We start from the raw sequence: 16,367 nt of genomic DNA, 5'->3' as shown, positions 1-16,367 counted from the left end.
GGCACGAGGAAGGCGAGGATGGCGCGGGGACTGCGAAAAGGATTGACGAGCTACGGCGACGACGGGTTCGCGCTGTTCCTGCGCAAGGCCTTCATCAAGGCCATGGGCTATTCGGACGATGCGCTGGACCGCCCCATCGTCGGCATCACCAACACCTACAGCGACTACAACCCCTGCCACGGCAACGCGCCCCAACTCATCGAGGCGGTGAAGCGCGGCGTGATGCTGGCCGGGGCCATGCCCATGGTGTTTCCCACCATCTCCATCCACGAGAGCTTTGCCCATCCCACCTCCATGTTCCTGCGCAATCTGATGGCCATGGACACGGAGGAGATGATCCGCGCCCAGCCCATGGATGCGGTGGTGGTGATCGGTGGCTGCGACAAGACCCTGCCGGCGCAGATCATGGCGGCGGCGAGCGTCGACCTGCCCACCGTGGTGGTCCCGGTCGGCCCCATGGTGGTGGGCCATCATCGTGGTGAGGTGCTGGGCGCCTGCACCGATTGCCGGCGCCTGTGGAGCGCGCACCGCGCCGGCGAGATCGATGAAGTGGAGATCGATACGGTGAACGGGCGACTCGCGCCCTCGGTCGGCACCTGCATGGTTATGGGCACCGCCTCCACCATGGCCTGCATCACCGAGACGCTGGGCCTCTCCTTGCCCATGAGCGCGTCCATTCCCGCCCCCCATGCCGAGCGCGTGCGGCTCGCCGAACAGAGCGGCAAGGTCGCCGCGCGCCTCGCGGTGGAGGGTGGCCCCAAGCCGAGCGAACTCCTCACCCCCGCCGCCTTCCATAATGCGCTGGTGGTGATGCAGGCCATCGGCGGATCCACCAACGGCATCATCCACCTCACCGCCATCGCCAACCGCGCCGGCGTGAAGCTGGAGCTGGAGACACTCGACGCCATCGGTCGCGACGTGCCGGTGCTGGTGGATCTGAAGCCCTCCGGCGCCCATTACATGGAGCACTTCCACCATGCCGGCGGCGTGCCCAAGCTCTTGAAGCAGCTCGGCGATCTCATCGACCTCAATGCCCCCACTGTGCATGGCGGCACACTGCGCGAGATGGTCGAGGCCGCCGAGGAGGTGCCCGGACAGGATGTGATCCGGCCCCGCTCCAACCCCATCAAGGCGCAGGGCTCCATGGTAGTGCTGCGCGGCAATCTCGCCCCCGGCGGCGCCATCCTGAAACAGGCGGCGGCGAGCGAGCGGTTGCTCCAGCACACCGGCCGGGCGGTGGTGTTCGATTCGGTGGCCGACATGGCCGCGCGCATCGATGATCCCGACCTCGACGTGACCGCCGACGACGTGCTGGTGCTGCGCAACACCGGCCCCAAGGGTGCTCCGGGCATGCCGGAGGCGGGCTATCTGCCCATCCCGAAGAAGCTCGGGCGGCAGGGCGTGAAGGACATGGTGCGCATTTCCGACGCGCGCATGAGCGGCACGGCCTTCGGCACCATCGTGCTGCACATCACGCCGGAATCGGCGGTGGGCGGGCCGCTGGCATTGGTCGCGAGCGGCGACATGATCCGCCTGGACGTGGAGGGCCGGCGCATCGAACTTCTGGTGGCGGAAGACGAACTCGCCCGCCGCCGCGCCACCCTCGCGGATGTGCCCGAGCGGCCGCTGCCGGAGCGGGGCTACGCTCGCCTGTTCCAGCAGAGCGTGCTGCAGGCCGATGAGGGCTGCGACTTCGACTTCATGGTCCCGCGCTGAGGCGCGCGATCATGAGCGACGCCCCGCTCTGCCTGCCGCCGCGTCCTCTCACGGGCACGGCCTTGCGCATGCTGCCGGACGGCGCCTGCGACACGCACATGCATGTGTTCGGCCCGCCCGAGCGCTATCCGCTGGTCGGCGGGCGCAACTACACGCCGCAGCCGGTGACGTTCGATGCCTATAGGCCGGTGATGGCGGCGCTGGGTATCGACCGCGCGGTGCTGGTGCAGCCGAGCGTCTACGGCACCGACAATTCCGCCCTGCTCGACACGCTGCGGGGTGATCCGGAGCGCCTGCGTGGCGTCGTCGTGGTGGCGCCGGAGTTGAGCGATGCGGAGCTGGCTGCGCTCCACGGGCTGGGTGTCCGCGGCATCCGCATCAACCGGCGCAATCCCGGCGGCCTCTCGCTGGAGGATCTGGCGCGCCTCGCCGTGCGGATCGGGGCATTCGGCTGGCACATCCAGCTTCAGGCGGTGATCGGGCCGGGCTTCAGCCTTGCGCCCATCGTGCGCGCCTGCCCGGTGCCGGTGGTGCTCGACCATATGGGCTTCCTCGCCCCCGGCCTGCCGCTGGCTGGCGGCCCCTTCGGCGAGGTGCTGGACCTTCTTGGTGAAGGCAATCTCTGGGTGAAGCTCTCCGCGCCCTACCGTCTTTGCCGCCGCGGGCCGGACGGATATGGCGCGCTTGTGCCTTATGTGGCCGCGCTCGTCGCCTGTCGTGCCGACCGGCTGCTCTGGGCCAGCGACTGGCCGCACACCGAGCTTTTCGAGGGGATGCCTGAAGACCTCGACCCTGCCCTCCTGCTGGGCCTCGACCGCGCCGATCCGGACACGCGCCGCCGCATCTTCATCGACAATCCCGCCGCGCTCTATGGCTTTGATTGAGATCAGGCGTCCGCCAATATCTCGGCCATGAATTTCTCGAAGCGCGGGTCGTCCGCATAGGCGACATTGATGCGCAGCGACGGTCGACGTGGCTCCGCATCGGGATGAAACACCGCGCCCGGCGCCAGCAGGATGCCGCGCTCGGCGGCGCGGCGGGAGAGGGCACTGTCATCCAGCCCCTCCGGCAGTTCGCACCACAGATAGAAGCCGCCACCGGGCGGGCCGAAGATGGGCAGGCCGAGCCGGCCCAAAGTCGCCTGAGCCTGGTCGGTCGCGGCGGAGACGCGGCCGCGCAGCCGCTTGAGGTGGCGGCGATATTGGCCGGACGTGATGAGATCGTGGACGATGCGCTCCACATAGCCGGAGGAGTTCACGCTCGTCACCATCTTGAGCGCGCCCAGCCGCTCGATCAGGTCGCCGGAGGCCACCACATAGCCGCAGCGCAGGCTCGCCGAGAGTGTCTTGGCGAAGGTGCCCACATGGATCACCCGCTCCAATTGGTCGAGCGAGGCGAGGCGGGGGTGGGAAGCGGGGAGGATGTCTGCGAACGGGTCGCTCTCCACCACCAGCAGGCCGTGGCGCGTGGCCACCTGTAGCAGCCGGTAGGCCACCGCCGGAGTGAGGGACGAGCCGGTTGGGTTGTGGGCCAGCGACTGGGTGAAGAACAGCTTGGCGCCGGATTGCGCCGCCTTCTCGGCAAGGTCCGCCACGTCCGGCCCCTCCGGCGTGCGGCGGACGCCGAGCGTGCGCGCCTTGGCGAGACGCAGCTTGCCGAAGAGGGGATAATAACCGGGCGAATCCACCAGCACCGTGTCGCCCGGCTCCACCAGCATGCGCACGATCAGATCCAGCGCGTGATTGGCGCCCTGCGTCAGCAGCACCCGGGCAGGATCTGCGGCGATGGCCCGCTCGGCAAGAAGGCCGGCAATGGCCTCGCGCAGCAGAGGAAAGCCGAAGGGGCTGCCATAGCTGGCGGGGAAGGGGCGGCGGCCGGGGCGGTTGATGGGCTTGAGATAGCGCCCCACCTCCGAGCCCTCCATCCATGAGGGGGGAGGGCGCCCGTCGCCCACGCGCACGTCGTAATGCTGCTCCAGCTGCTCGCGCAGCAGCCACACGCTGTCCACCGCCTCGATGACGGCGGGCACGGCGGGCGGACGCACCGGCGCGGCGCGCGTGCGCATCACATAGAAGCCGGAGCCGGGCCGCGCCTCGATGCGGCCGGAGGCGGCGAGCCGTTCATAGGCTTCCACCAGCGTGTTTCGCGACACTCCGTAGGCCGCGAACGCGGCGCGGATGGAGGGCAGCTTCTCCCCCGGCCGCAACTGGCCGGCATCGATGCGGCGCGACAGGAGGCGGACCACGGCGTCCACCCGCGTCAGGCCCTCTTCCTCCTCAAGAAGCTGCTCAATCGTACCCATGAAGTGAAGGGTACGGCGACATCGTTTCCGACGCAAAGTGTTCCTTGCCGTACCCCTCGCCGCAGCGGAAAGTCCGCTCCAACAGGCACGCCATGCGCGGCCGACAAAAGACAGGGACGAAACGCCGGAGACCGCGCCACCCCTCGGGGGGCGAGGGGCCTTGCCTTCGCGCCTGCCTTGCGTCCGCCGCCCGGCGATGTCGCGAGACCACAGGAAGGCCCGAAGATGACCATCGCCGCCGGCTCCAACCGTTCTTCCCGCATCGCCGGCTTCCACAAGCTGAGCCCGCGCGAGCGGCTCGATCTCGTCGCCGGCTTCGCCGGGCTGGACGACGCGCAGGTCGCCCACCTCGCCAACATGGGCAATCTCGATCCGGTGCTGGCCGACAAGCTCATCGAGAACGTCATCGGCACCATGAACATTCCGGTCGGTGTCGCCACCAACATGAAGATCGACGGCGAGGACGTGCTGATCCCCATGGCGACGGAGGAATCCTCCGTGGTCGCGGCCGTCTGCAACGCGGCGAAGCAGAATTACGAGACGGGCTTCTTCACCTCGGTCTCCGGCAACCTGATGATCGCCCAGGTGCAGGCGGTGGAGGTGGCCGACCCGGCTGGCGCGCGCATCCGCATCCTGGAGAGGCGGGACGAGATCAAGGCTGCCTGCGATGCCTGCGACCCTGTGCTGGTGTCGCTGGGCGGCGGCTTCCGCGATCTCGAGGTGCGCCTCCTCGACACGCCCTCGGGCACCATGGTCGTCACCCATCTCATCGTTGATACCCGCGACGCCATGGGCGCGAACGCGGTGAACACCATGGCGGAGAAGCTCGCCCCTGCCATCGCCGCGTGGAGCGGCGGTCGGGTCTATCTGCGCATCCTCTCCAACCTCGCCGACCGCCGTTTGGCCCGCGCCCGGGCGGTGTGGAAGGCGTCCGACATCGGCGGCGAGGCGGTGCGCGACGGCATGATCAGCGCCTATGAATTCGCGGCGGCCGATCCCTATCGCGCCGCCACCCACAACAAGGGCATCATGAACGGCATTTCTGCCGTGGTGCTCGCCACCGGCAACGACACGCGCGCGGTGGAAGCCGGCGCCCACGCCTTTGCCGCCCGCTCGGGCCGCTATACCTCGCTCACCACCTATGAGGTGGACAAGGACGGCAACCTTTCCGCCTCCATCGAGTTGCCGCTGGCGGTGGGACTCATCGGCGGCGCCACGAAGGTGCATCCCACCGCCCGCGCGTGCCTCGCCATCCTCGGTGTCACCACCGCCGAGCGGCTGACCCGCATCATCGCGGCGGTGGGTCTTGCGCAGAATTTCTCTGCGCTGAAGGCCCTCGCCACCACCGGCATCCAGAAGGGCCACATGGCGCTGCATGCCCAGAACATCGCCATGATGGCCGGAGCCGTGGGCGAGGAGATCGACCGCGTGGCGCGCCTTCTGGTGGAGCGGGCCAGCGTGCGCATGGACGTGGCGCAGAAGGTGCTCGAAGAGGTGCGCGGCGGCTGACCGCGCGGCGTTTCAAGAACAGTCAAAAGAACACACAAGGGAGAGAACCATGCTCAGGAAGACCCGGCTCGCGCTCGCCGCGGGCGCCGCATTCCTCGCCGCGGCGCATTTCGCCGCGCCGACGCCCGCCCGCGCGGAAATCCCCGGCAACAAGATCCGCCTCGGCGTGCTGACCGATCTCTCGGGCTTCGCCTCCGATTCCACCGGCATGGGCTCGGTGGTCTCGGCGCGCCTCGCGGCTGAGGATTTCAAGAAGGAGCATCCCGGCATCGACGTGGAGGTGATCTCCGTCGATCACCAGAACAAGCCGGACATCGGCTCCGCCACGACGCGCAAGTGGATCGCCGACGGCACGGTGGACGTCATCCTCGACGTGCCCTTCTCCTCCGTCGCCCTGGCTGTCCAGGAAGCGGCGCGCGGCTCGAACGTGGCCTTCATCGCCTCCGGCCCCGGCACGGCGCTGCTGACCGGCGAGAAGTGCTCGCCCAATACGGTGCACTGGACGTACGACACCTGGGCGCTGGCCCACGGCACGGCGCTGGCCCTGCTGAAGGCGAAGAAGGACACCTGGTTCTTCGTCACCGCCGACTATGCCTTCGGCCACGCGCTGGAGGCCGATGCCATGGCGGTGGTGAAGGCGGAGAACGGCAAGATCCTCGGCTCCGTGCGCCATCCCACCAACGCCTCGGACTTCTCCTCCTTCATCCTGCAGGCGCAGGCCAGCGGCGCGCAGGTGGTGGCCCTCGCCAATGCGGTGGGCGACACCATCAATTCGGTGAAGGCGGCCTCCGAGTTCGGCCTCACCCAGAAGCAGAGCCTCGCTGCCCTGCTGATGCAGCTCACCGACGTGCATTCCCTCGGCCTGCCGGTGGCGAAGGGCCTGTTCCTCACCGAGGGCTTCTACTGGAACATGAATGACGGCACCCGGGCCTATGCCGACCGGTTCGCGGCGCAGATGAACGGCCGCCGCCCGACCGCCAACCAGGCGGGCGTCTATTCCGGCGCGCTCCACTATTTGCGCGCTGCCGCCGCAGCCAACACCACCGAGGGCCAGAAGGTGGTGGCGAAGATGAAGGAGATGCCCTCCGACGATCCGCTGTTCGGCAAGGGCCAGGTCCGCGCCGACGGCCGGCACATCCACAACATGTACCTGTTCCAGGTGAAGACGCCGGACCAGTCCAAGGGGCCGTGGGACTATTACAATCTCGTCGAGACCATCCCCGCCAAGGACGCCTTCCGCCCCATCGCCGAGGGCAACTGCCCGATGGTGAAGAGCTGAGCCAGCAACTGCGCCGGACCCTCCGGAGCGGCCCTCTGACATCCCACCCCGGCCTGTCCTTCAGGCCGGGGTTTTTTGTTGGCTGGTCAAGCCGGCACGCGCCGCCGGATCCGGCCGGACGGGTCGGCAAGGCTGAGCAGATAGCGCCCCGCTTCCTCGATGTCGGCGACGATCTCCGCCTCGGCTGCGGCGCCGTCGCGGCGGCGCAGCGCATCGAGGGCGGCCTGGTGGTGATCAGTGCCCTTCAGCAGCACCACATATTCCGGCACGACGAAGGACAGGATGGGCCCGCAGCGTAGCCACAGATTCTCGATCATCTCGTCGAGGATGGGGATGCCAGCCAGCGCATAGATGCCGAAATGGAAGCGGCGGTGGACGTCGAGATAGGCGTCGAGCGCGCGCCGGGCGATCATGCCCCGCATGTCCGCGAGCAGGGCGTCCAGCGCGTCGATGTCGGCCGGCGTCGCCTTCTGCGCGGCCTCGCGGGTGGCGCGGCCTTCCAGCTCGCAGCGGACCATGGTGATGTCGACCAGCGCGCTCTTGCGCAGGTCCGGCACCAGCGCGGAATTGCGCGGCCCCTGCTCCAGCACGCCTTGCGCCACCAGCCGGGCGATGGCGTCGCGCACCGGCGTGATGGAGGTGCCGAACGTCTCCGCCAGATGCCGCAGGACGAGGGCGCTGCCCGGCTCGAACCGGCCGGCGAGGAGCGCCTCGCGCAGCTGCGCATGGGCGCGGTCCCACAGGGGCTCGCGGGAGAGCCGGGAGAGGTTGCGGTCGGCGACGGTCGCGTTCGTGTCCATCATCCAAGGGGAGCACCGGAAAAGCGCGTTGACAAGCAGCTTATATGTCGTTTGTTATAACAAACAACAAAAGGGAGACGCGCCAATGAAGCACAGCCTTGCCCTCGCCCGGGGATTTGCCCCGGCCCTGGCCCTCGGAGCGACGTTGGGGGCGGTCCTCCTCGCGTCGGCCGGGAGCGCCAATGCCCAGGACAAGTTCCCGAGCCGCGAGGTGCGCCTCATCGTTCCGTGGAACGCCGGCGGCTCCAACGACATCGCGGCGCGCGTGCTGGCGCCGATCCTCGCCGAGAACGGCGTGCGCATCATTGTGGACAACGTGCCCGGCGGCACCGGCACCATCGGCATGGGCCGGGTCGCCGGCTCCAATCCCGATGGATACACCATCGGCATGGGCACCTCGTCCACCCTCTCCATGATCGCCCAGAACAAGACGCCCCTGCGCAACGACCAGTTCACCGGCATCGCCCGCGTCTCCAGCGATCCGCTGATGCTGCTGGTGAAGACCGACGGCGCGAAGGACGTGGATGCCTTCGTGGCGCAGATGAAGGCCAATCCCGGCAAGGTCACCATCGGCACGCCGGGCAGCTACAACATCAACCACATCTTCGCGACCATGACCGCCAAGGCGGCGGGCGTGGACTATGTGAACGTGCCCTATCCCGGCGGCGCCAAGGTCATCACCGACCTGGCCGGCGGCCAGATCGACGCGGCGGTACTGAAGCCGTCCGAGAGCATCGCGCAGATCAAGGCGGGGCAGGTGAAGCCCATCGCCATCTTCGACAATCAGCGCCTCTCCGTCTTCCCCGACGTGCCGACCATGAAGGAGAAGGGCTACGACGTCTTCCCCTACGGCCCGGTGGTGCAGATGGCCTACATCGTCGCCCCCGCCAAGATCCCGCCGGAGGTGCGCAAGGCGCTGGTCGAGGCCTTCCGCAAGTCCATCCAGGACCCGCGCTTCAAGACCTTCGCGGCCGAGAACGGCGTGCTGGTGGACGACCTCACCGGCGACGCGCTCGATGCCGAGGTGAACGCGGTCCAGAAGTCGCTGAACGCGGTCGCCACCCAGGTGTTCAAGGGCGCGGAATAGCGCGCCGACACGCGCGGGCGTCTCATCGCCCGCGCCCTATTCCCTTACCCGATCCCAGCAGAAAGGGCGCGACGTGAGCGTCATCAAGAGTGTCCGGGCCCATGTCATGGCGGCGCCGGTGGAAAAGCCGTTCACCTCCTCGCGGGGCTGGCTCTACAAGACCCGCGGCACCTGCCTGGTGGAGATCGAGACGGCGGACGGCATCGTCGGCTGGGGTGAGTGCTACGGCCCCTCGGCGGTGGCCAAGGCCTTCATCGAGACCCAGTTCGGCCCGCGCATCCTCGGTCGCGACCCGTTCGACGTGGAGGTGATCTGGGAAGACCTCTACAACCGCATCAAGGATTATGGGAACAAGGGCATGTCCATTGCCGCCATCAGCGGCATCGACATCGCCCTGTGGGACATCATCGGCAAGAGCTGCGGCAAGCCGGTGCACAAGCTGCTCGGCGGCGCCTTCCGCACCGAGGTGGATTGCTATGCCACCGGCCTCTACTTCACCGATTTCGACCGGCTGGTGGAGGAGGCGGTGGAGGAAGCCGCCGGCTATGTGGACGAGGGCTTCAAGGCCATCAAGATGAAGATCGGCCTTGGCAACATCACCAAGGACTATGAGCGGGTGAAGGCGGTGCGCGAGGCCATCGGGCCGAACATCCGCCTCATGGTCGATGCCAACCATGCCTTCTCCGTGCCCGTCGCCATCCGCCTCGGCCGCAAGCTGGAAGAGCTGGATGTGGAGTGGTTCGAGGAGCCTATCTCGCCGGAGGATATCGATGGTTATGTGGAGGTCTCCCGCGCCCTCGACATGGCGGTGGCCGGCGGCGAGAACGAGTTCACCCGCTGGGGCTTCCGCGATGCCATCGTGCGCAAGGCCATGGACATCGTGCAGCCGGACGTGTGCGCCGCGGGTGGCCTCTCCGAGTGCAAGAAGATCGCTACGCTTGCCTCCACCCACGGCGTCGAGTGCGTGCCCCACGCCTGGGGCTCGGCGGTGGGCATCGCCGCGACGCTGCACTTCCTCGGCTCCCTCGCCGACCAGCCGCCGAGCCTGTTCCCGTTCGAGCCGCTGCTGGAGTTCGAGCAGTGCGAGAACCCCTTCCGCGATCACCTCGCCAAGGAGCCCATCGTGCAGGAGCGCGGCCGGGTGAAGATCCCCACCGGCCCCGGCCTCGGCATCGAGATCGACCGCTCGGTCATCGACCGCTATCGGGTGGGCTGAGCCATGCGCTTCGTGAGCTTCCGCCACGCCGGCGAGGACCGCGCCGGCGTGCTTGAGGGCGATGGCGCGGGTGCCGAAGACGGGGTGTTCGACCTCGCCCATCCGACCATGGCCGATGCTCTTGGCGGGGTGGCGCCGAATGTCCACGCGCTGATCCTCGCGGGCCTGCCCGAGATTGTCGCGCGCCTCGCCGCCCATGGCCTCGCCGATGCGGCGCGCCTGCCGCTGGCAGAGGTGGACCTGCTGGCGCCCTATGTGCCGCCGCGCATCTACGCGCTCGCCTTCAATTATCGCGATGCTCTGGCCGAGCGGGGCATGGCGCCGCCGGCCGAGCCGGTTCTGTTCATGAAGCAGGCCTCCACCGTGGTCGGGCCGGGCGCGCCGATCCTGCTGCCGCCGGATATCGGCGGCTGCACCTATGAGGTGGAGATCGCCGCCGTCATCGGCCGGCGGGCGGAGAAGGTGGCGCGGGAGGATGCTCTCTCCCACGTCGCCGCCTACGCCGTCTTCAACGACATCAGCGCCAGCGAGATGATCAAGCGCGACGGCGGCTTCACCCGAGGTAAGAACCTGCCGACCTTCGGGCCCCTCGGCCCCTTCCTCGCCAGTGCCGACGAGATCGCCGATCCCCATGCCCTTGCCCTCTCGCTGGAGGTGGACGGCGCGCGGCTGCAGGAGGGCGTCTCCTCCGATCTCGTGTTCGACATCGCCGATCTCGTCTCCCGCCTGTCTCAGGCGCAGGTGCTGGAGCCGGGCGACGTGATCGCCACCGGCACGCCGGCCGGCGTCGCAGGCATGCGCAAGCCGCCGGCCTGGCTTCGGCCCGGCTCAGTGGTGCGCGCCCGCGTCGAGGGGCTCGGCGCTCTGGTCAATCCCATCGTGGAAGGTGCGCCCTATGGCGAATGAGCGGCCCATCGTCTTCGCCACCAATGCGCTGCACCCGGATGGCGCCGCGCTGCTGAAGGGCGTCGCCGAAATCGTCGTCGGCCCCGACACCTCCGACGACACATTGCGCCGCCTCACCCGCGCCGCCGATGCGGTGATCGTGCGCGCGAAACTTCCGGACGACGTGTTCGAGGGCGCGGATCACGTGAAGGGCGTGGTGCGGCACGGGGTGGGACTCGACTTCATCCCCGTCGCGGCGGCGACCGCGCGGGGGATCCCAGTGGCGAACCTGCCGGGCAGCAACACCCAGACCGTGGCGGAATATGTGTTCTCCGCGCTCTTCCACCTGCGCCGCCCGTTGGCGCGGATCGACGGGCGGCTGCGGGCGGATGGCTGGAACCCGGCGCGCGCGCTGGGCGACAGTACCAGCGAGATCGCGGGCTCGACCCTCGGCATCATCGGGCTCGGCGCCATCGGCCAACGGGTGGCGGCCATCGCGCGGGCCGGGTTCGGCATACGCGTCATCGGCGCGTCCCGCTCGGGCGCGGCAGTGGAGGACGTCGAGGTCGTCGATCTCGAAACCCTGTTCGCCCAGAGCGATGCGGTGGTCATCGCCTGCCCGCTGACGCCGCAGACGAAGGGTCTGGTGGACGGGCGCCTCCTGGCGCGCATGAAGCCCTCCGCCGTGCTCATCAATCCGGCGCGCGGCCCCATCGTCGATACGGATGCGCTCCTCACCGCCCTCAAGGCGGGGTGGATCGCGGGCGCGGCGACCGATGTCTACGACACCCACCCGGTGCCGCCCGACAGCGCGCTTTTCGGCCTGCCGAACCTGCTGATGACGCCACACCTCGCCGGCATCACCGCCACCTCCATGCGGGCCATGAGCATCGGTGCCGCCGAGGAGGTGCTGCGCATCCTCAAGGGCGAGGCGCCGAAGAACCTCGTCAATCCCGACTACCGCGCCGCGCGCACCTGATCCGCGCCGCCAGATTAGAACCGAGAGGGCCCCATGCGCATCGCCTCCGTCCGTGCCGTCCCCATCTCCTTCCGCGTGCCTGAGGGCAAGAACGTCACCCTCGGCATCGGCCGGGCGGTGAAGCGCGATGCCGTGCTGGTGCGGGTGGAGACGGATGAGGGCCTCGTCGGCTGGGGCGAGGCCCATCACGGCCGCTGCCCCGGCGCGGTGGCGAAGCTCATCGACACCACTTTGTCCGAGCTGGTGCTCGGCATGGATGCGCTGGACGTGGTGGGCGTGTGGCAGAAGGTCTACCGCATGCAGCTCGCCAGCCACGGCATGGGCGCCGCGGCCGCCTTGGCCCTGAGCGGGCTCGACATCGCGTTGTGGGACATTCGCGGCAAGGCGATGAATGCCCCCATTCACCGGCTCCTCGGCGGCGCACCGAGGAAGATCAAGGCCTATGCCGGCGGCATTTCGCTGGGCTGGCAGGATCCGGCGGCGCTGGCGGAGGAGGCGCAATCCTACGTGGCGCAGGGCTATCGCGCCCTGAAGCTGCGCGTGGGCGATACGCCCGGCCGCGACATCGCGCGGGTGGAGGCGGTGCGCGCCGCGGTGGGTGAGGACATCGACATCCTCGTGGACGGCAACACCGGCTGCTCGCTGGACGACGTGCGCCGGGTGATGCCGGCCTATCAGGCGGCGAAGGTGGGCTGGTTCGAGGAGCCGTTCCCGCCGCATGATTATCGCAGCTATCTCGACGCCACGAAGCTCGGCACCGTGCCGCTGGCGGCGGGGGAGAACCACTATACCCGCTTCGAGTTCACCCGCCTGATCGCGGATGGTGCCGTCTCCTTCGTGCAGCCGGATCTGTCCAAGGCCGGCGGCATCACCGAATGCCACCGGATCGCGGTGCTCGCCTCCGCCTGGAAGATGTCGTTGAACCCGCACACCTCCGCCACCGGCATCAACATGGTGGCGACGCTGCATCTGATGTGCGCGGTGGACAATCCCGGCTATTTCGAGGGCGATGTCGCCCACCACAACCCGTTCCGCGACGAGGTGTGCGGCCTGCCGTACCAGCTTTCGCCGGATGGCACCGTCACCTGTCGCGAGGGTCCAGGCCTCGGCATCGAGGTGGACGAGGCCTTCCTCGCCGCCCATCCGCTCATCGAAGGCCCGTGCTACGTGTGAGCCGGAGCATTTTCGAGCGAAGTGGATACCGGTTCGCGTGAAGAAAATGCGACAACCCGATAGCCTCGGCGCTCACAGGAAGCCGGTCGAGATCCACGGCACGGCGGCGACGATGATGAGGCCGATGAGCAGGGCGATCATGTAGCCCACGATGGGCTTCATGCCGGCATCCGGGCTGATGCGGCTGATGGCGCAGGCGGCGTAATAGCCGACCCCGAAGGGCGGCGCGAACAGGCCCATGCCCATGGCGAGGATCACCACCATGGAATAGTGCACCTCGTTCACCCCCACCTGCTTGGCGATGGGGAAGAGGAGGGGGCCGAACAGCACGATGGCGGGGATGCCCTCCAGCACCGAGCCCAGCACCACGAAGGCGACGATGGAGACGGCGAGGAAGCTCGCCGACCCGCCCGGTAGCGCGCGCATGGCCTCGGCCAGCGCGTTGGAGAAGCCTGACTGGGTGAGGGCCCAGGCCATGCCTGTGGCGGCACCGATGATGAACAGGATGGCGCCGGAGAGCGCCGCCGTGTCCACCAGCATGGGGAACAGGCGGCGGAAATCGAACCGGCGATAGATGAGCAGGCCCGCCACCACCGAATAGACGATGCCGATGGTGGACACCTCCGTGGCGGTGGCGACGCCCTCGATCACCGCCGCGCGGATCACGAAGGGCAGGGCGATGGCCGGCACGGAGATGATGAAGGCGCGGCCCACCTCGCCCCAGCTCGCCTTGGCGACGCCGCTCAGATCCTCGTCGCGATAGCGCCACCACACCACCGAGCACAGGGCGATGGCGAGCACCAGTGCCGGCAGCAGGCCTCCGGTGAACAAAGCGGCGATGGAGACGCCCGTGACCGAGCCGATGGTGATGAGCACGATGGAGGGCGGGATGGTCTCGGTCTGCGCGCCGGTGGCCGAGAGCAGTGCCACGAGGTCGCCGGGCTTGGCGCCGCGCTTCGTCATTTCCGGGAACAGCACGGGGGCGACGGCGGCCATGTCCGCGGCCTTCGAGCCGGAGATGCCGGAGACCAGGTACATGGCGCCCACCAGCACATAATGCAGGCCGCCGCGCACATGGCCGAGGAGGCTCGCGAGGAAGGCCACCATGGCCTTCGCCATGCCGGTCATCTCGATGAGCTGGCCGAGGAACACGAACAGCGGCACCGCGAGCAGGATCAGATGGCCCATGCCCTCGTCGAAGCGGCCGATCACCACCATGCTCGGCGTGTGGGTGGAGAGCGAGATGTAGGCGAAGGTGGCGAGGCCGAAGGAAAAGGCGATGGGCACCGCCATCAGCACCATCACGCCCACGCCGAACAGGAAGAAGATCAGGAGGTTGTAATTGCCAAGGGTGCGGAACACCGGACCCAGCGCATAAAAGCCGCCGACGATGGCGGCAACGACCAGGATGGCGATCACCGAATCCCGCCCGGTGGCGTGCTGGGCCAGCTTGAGCAGCCCCACCATCAGCATCAGCGCCGTGCCTACCGGAATGGCGGCGGCGCGCCAAGTGTTGGGGATCTCCAGCGCCGGCATCACCACATAGGCTTCCTCCTGCGCATATTCGATGGCCGGGTGGAGGATCATCAGCAGGAAGGCGACGGCGGCGGCAATGGCGATCATGTCGAAGAAGGCACGGGCGCGCGGCTTCATCATGCCGACGATGGCCGTCATGCGCATGTGCTCGCCCCGGTTCAGCGCGATCACCGAGCCGAACAGGGACAGCCAGAGGAAGAGCATGGAGGCGAGCTCATCCGACCAGATGAGCGGCTTGTGCAGGGCATAGCGGAAGATGACGCCGGCCAGCAGCACGAGGATTTCGGCCACCACCAGCACCGCGGCGGGGATCTCCGTCAGCCATCCGAGGACGGCGCTGGCCTTGACCGCCCAGGCGCGTCCGATCACGTCCGAAGGGTCATGGGTGTGTAACGACATGGAGACCTCTTGCCCGGATGCACGCCAGCGCATCGACTCGCCAGCGCGCTGAACGGTCTGCGAAACTCGCTCCCGGCTCAAGGGGCTAGAGGGCCGATGGGGCGAGATCCCGCCCGCCGCGCGGGGCTTGCCCACGGCATTTTTGCTTTCGGGCGCGCCGCACAACGCTTTCGCCACGTTTTGTGCGCCGCATCAATATCTTCCGCCGCGAGGTCGGCCCCGGCTGCACCGCCGCGCCGATGCGGCCTGCGGCCGCTCGCTTGGGAGGAAGAGACAGGCCGGAGGCTATTTCCGCAGCGCCACCCGGTGGCGCGCCATGATCTCGTTCATCTCCGCCCGCAGGAGGCTCATGCTCTCGGACAGCCGCATGGCCATCTCCTGGATGGCAGCCTGCGCGGGATCCTGCAGCACCAGCTTCTTGGCCTTCTCGATGCAATAGCCGGTGAACAGCGCGTCCTGCTCCGGGCTGAGGGCGAGGCCGGACTTGAGCGCGTGCACCTCGGCCGCGTCGGTGCGGTGGGACGTGACCTTCGGACTGTAGAGCAAGGCGTGGCGCCGCCAGTATTCCGCCTCCGCCGCCTGTCCGGCCATGAGCACGACGATGGCGTCGGCGACGCGGCGCCGGTCGGCCTCCAGAGTGAGGTCGAGGGGGAGGCTTTCGGCGCTGGCGAACCGGGTCTCCCCGCTCAGGCCGTCCGGCGGATGCAGCATCGCCTCGGTCACGTCCCGCTTGAGCAGGATGGCCACCAGCGCGTGCCCCGCTTCATGGACGGCGATGGCCTTGCGGCGGATGCCTAGGGGAATTTCGTGGGCGGGCGTGACGGGCATGGCGGGTTCGCGACAGCGGGACGTAAGCGAAGCATTTCCCGTACCAGACGCGGCCCGCCGGCGGCCTAGCGTGGGCGCTTCACCACCTCGCCATCCTCCTTGGTGAAGCTCTCGGGCGCAGTCTCCAGCAAATCGAGCACGAGTTCAGAGGGGCGGCACAGGCGAGTGCCCTTGGGCGTCACCACGATGGGCCGGTTCACGAGGATGGGGTGCTCGACCATGGCGTCGAGCAAAGCGTCGTCGGTCACATCCGGCCCGGCGAGCTTCAGCTCGGCGACGAGAGGCTCCTTGGCGCGCAGCAGGTCGCGCAGGGGCGCGCCGGTGGCGGCGGCCAGATCCTTGAGCTGAGCCTTGGTCCATCCGGTCTTCAGATATTCGATCACCGTCGGTTCGGTGCCGGCGGCGCGGATCATGGCGAGGGTGTTGCGGGACGTGCCGCAGCGCGGGTTGTGATAGATCGTGATGGGAAAGTCGCTCATGGCGGGATCTCTCGCGGAAAAGCCAGCCGCACGCAGCGGCGACGGCGCCCGCCCGTTGGGCGAGCCGGAACAGGAACGGACTGCGGCGCGATGCCGGCGCCGGTATCGCTCAGGCTGCGAATAACGGAATTCTGGCTCTCCGGCGACCGCCGGACTAGAAGTGACCCGACGGGAGATGA

At 68.4% G+C, this 16,367-nt stretch carries 14 protein-coding genes; 9 read left to right on the top strand and 5 right to left on the bottom strand.

Going from position 1 to position 16,367, the window contains the following annotated elements; genetic code table 11:
- Positions 1–18 precede the first annotated feature (18 nt).
- Positions 19–1,716: an IlvD/Edd family dehydratase gene (locus tag FHT36_RS10385; RefSeq protein ID WP_169122433.1), complete on the top strand. Its 1,698-nt coding sequence runs from the start codon at positions 19–21 to the stop codon at positions 1,714–1,716.
- An 11-nt stretch (positions 1,717–1,727) separates the two neighbouring features.
- Entirely contained in the window at positions 1,728–2,600 is an 873-nt protein-coding gene (locus FHT36_RS10380) for an amidohydrolase (protein ID WP_169122432.1), read from the top strand.
- 2 nt (positions 2,601–2,602) lie between these two features.
- Here the strand turns inward: FHT36_RS10380 and FHT36_RS10375 are convergent, their stop codons facing one another.
- Positions 2,603–4,018, bottom strand: coding sequence for a PLP-dependent aminotransferase family protein (locus FHT36_RS10375; RefSeq protein ID WP_169122431.1), 1,416 nt, complete (start codon positions 4,016–4,018; stop codon positions 2,603–2,605).
- Between the two features lie 225 nt (positions 4,019–4,243).
- On the opposite strand from FHT36_RS10375, the gene FHT36_RS10370 reads away from it, so the two are divergent.
- Both FHT36_RS10370 and FHT36_RS10365 read left to right on the top strand, forming a co-directional pair.
- Complete coding sequence (locus tag FHT36_RS10370; protein WP_169122430.1) at positions 4,244–5,527, top strand: hydroxymethylglutaryl-CoA reductase, degradative; 1,284 nt, start codon at positions 4,244–4,246, stop codon at positions 5,525–5,527.
- 49 nt (positions 5,528–5,576) lie between these two features.
- On the top strand, positions 5,577–6,806 hold the full coding sequence (locus FHT36_RS10365) for an ABC transporter substrate-binding protein (protein WP_169122429.1): 1,230 nt from the start codon (positions 5,577–5,579) through the stop codon (positions 6,804–6,806).
- Between the two features lie 86 nt (positions 6,807–6,892).
- Here the strand turns inward: FHT36_RS10365 and FHT36_RS10360 are convergent, their stop codons facing one another.
- Positions 6,893–7,609, bottom strand: a complete 717-nt coding sequence (locus FHT36_RS10360; protein ID WP_246702150.1) for a GntR family transcriptional regulator — start codon at positions 7,607–7,609, stop codon at positions 6,893–6,895.
- 82 nt (positions 7,610–7,691) lie between these two features.
- On the opposite strand from FHT36_RS10360, the gene FHT36_RS10355 reads away from it, so the two are divergent.
- From FHT36_RS10355 to FHT36_RS10335, 5 genes are all read left to right on the top strand, one after another.
- Positions 7,692–8,693, top strand: a complete 1,002-nt coding sequence (locus FHT36_RS10355; RefSeq protein WP_169122428.1) for a tripartite tricarboxylate transporter substrate binding protein — start codon at positions 7,692–7,694, stop codon at positions 8,691–8,693.
- A 73-nt stretch (positions 8,694–8,766) separates the two neighbouring features.
- Positions 8,767–9,909 (top strand): mandelate racemase/muconate lactonizing enzyme family protein, encoded by a 1,143-nt coding sequence (locus tag FHT36_RS10350; protein ID WP_169122427.1) that lies wholly within the window; start codon positions 8,767–8,769, stop codon positions 9,907–9,909.
- A 3-nt stretch (positions 9,910–9,912) separates the two neighbouring features.
- Complete coding sequence (locus FHT36_RS10345) at positions 9,913–10,815, top strand: fumarylacetoacetate hydrolase family protein (RefSeq protein ID WP_169122426.1); 903 nt, start codon at positions 9,913–9,915, stop codon at positions 10,813–10,815.
- On the top strand, positions 10,805–11,773 hold the full coding sequence (locus FHT36_RS10340) for a hydroxyacid dehydrogenase (RefSeq protein WP_169122425.1): 969 nt from the start codon (positions 10,805–10,807) through the stop codon (positions 11,771–11,773). The genes FHT36_RS10345 and FHT36_RS10340 overlap by 11 nt, the downstream gene beginning before the upstream one ends.
- A 33-nt stretch (positions 11,774–11,806) precedes the next feature.
- Complete coding sequence (locus FHT36_RS10335; RefSeq protein WP_169122424.1) at positions 11,807–12,946, top strand: mandelate racemase/muconate lactonizing enzyme family protein; 1,140 nt, start codon at positions 11,807–11,809, stop codon at positions 12,944–12,946.
- 72 nt (positions 12,947–13,018) lie between these two features.
- Here the strand turns inward: FHT36_RS10335 and FHT36_RS10330 are convergent, their stop codons facing one another.
- From FHT36_RS10330 to arsC, 3 genes are all read right to left on the bottom strand, one after another.
- Positions 13,019–14,881, bottom strand: coding sequence for a TRAP transporter large permease subunit (locus tag FHT36_RS10330; protein ID WP_169122423.1), 1,863 nt, complete (start codon positions 14,879–14,881; stop codon positions 13,019–13,021).
- A 285-nt stretch (positions 14,882–15,166) separates the two neighbouring features.
- Positions 15,167–15,709 carry a hypothetical protein gene (locus FHT36_RS10325; protein ID WP_169122422.1) on the bottom strand — a complete coding sequence of 181 codons (543 nt, stop codon included), beginning with the start codon at positions 15,707–15,709 and terminating at the stop codon, positions 15,167–15,169.
- 65 nt (positions 15,710–15,774) lie between these two features.
- Positions 15,775–16,188 (bottom strand): arsenate reductase (glutaredoxin), encoded by a 414-nt coding sequence (gene arsC, locus FHT36_RS10320; RefSeq protein WP_169122421.1) that lies wholly within the window; start codon positions 16,186–16,188, stop codon positions 15,775–15,777.
- Positions 16,189–16,367: the final 179 nt, after the last annotated feature.

Source organism: Xanthobacter sp. SG618 (genome assembly GCF_012932745.1).
In the GTDB taxonomy this organism is placed as follows: domain Bacteria; phylum Pseudomonadota; class Alphaproteobacteria; order Rhizobiales; family Xanthobacteraceae; genus Xanthobacter; species Xanthobacter flavus.
Note: the sequence above shows the minus strand (reverse complement) of the source record. Positions and strands in the feature narration are given on the sequence as shown.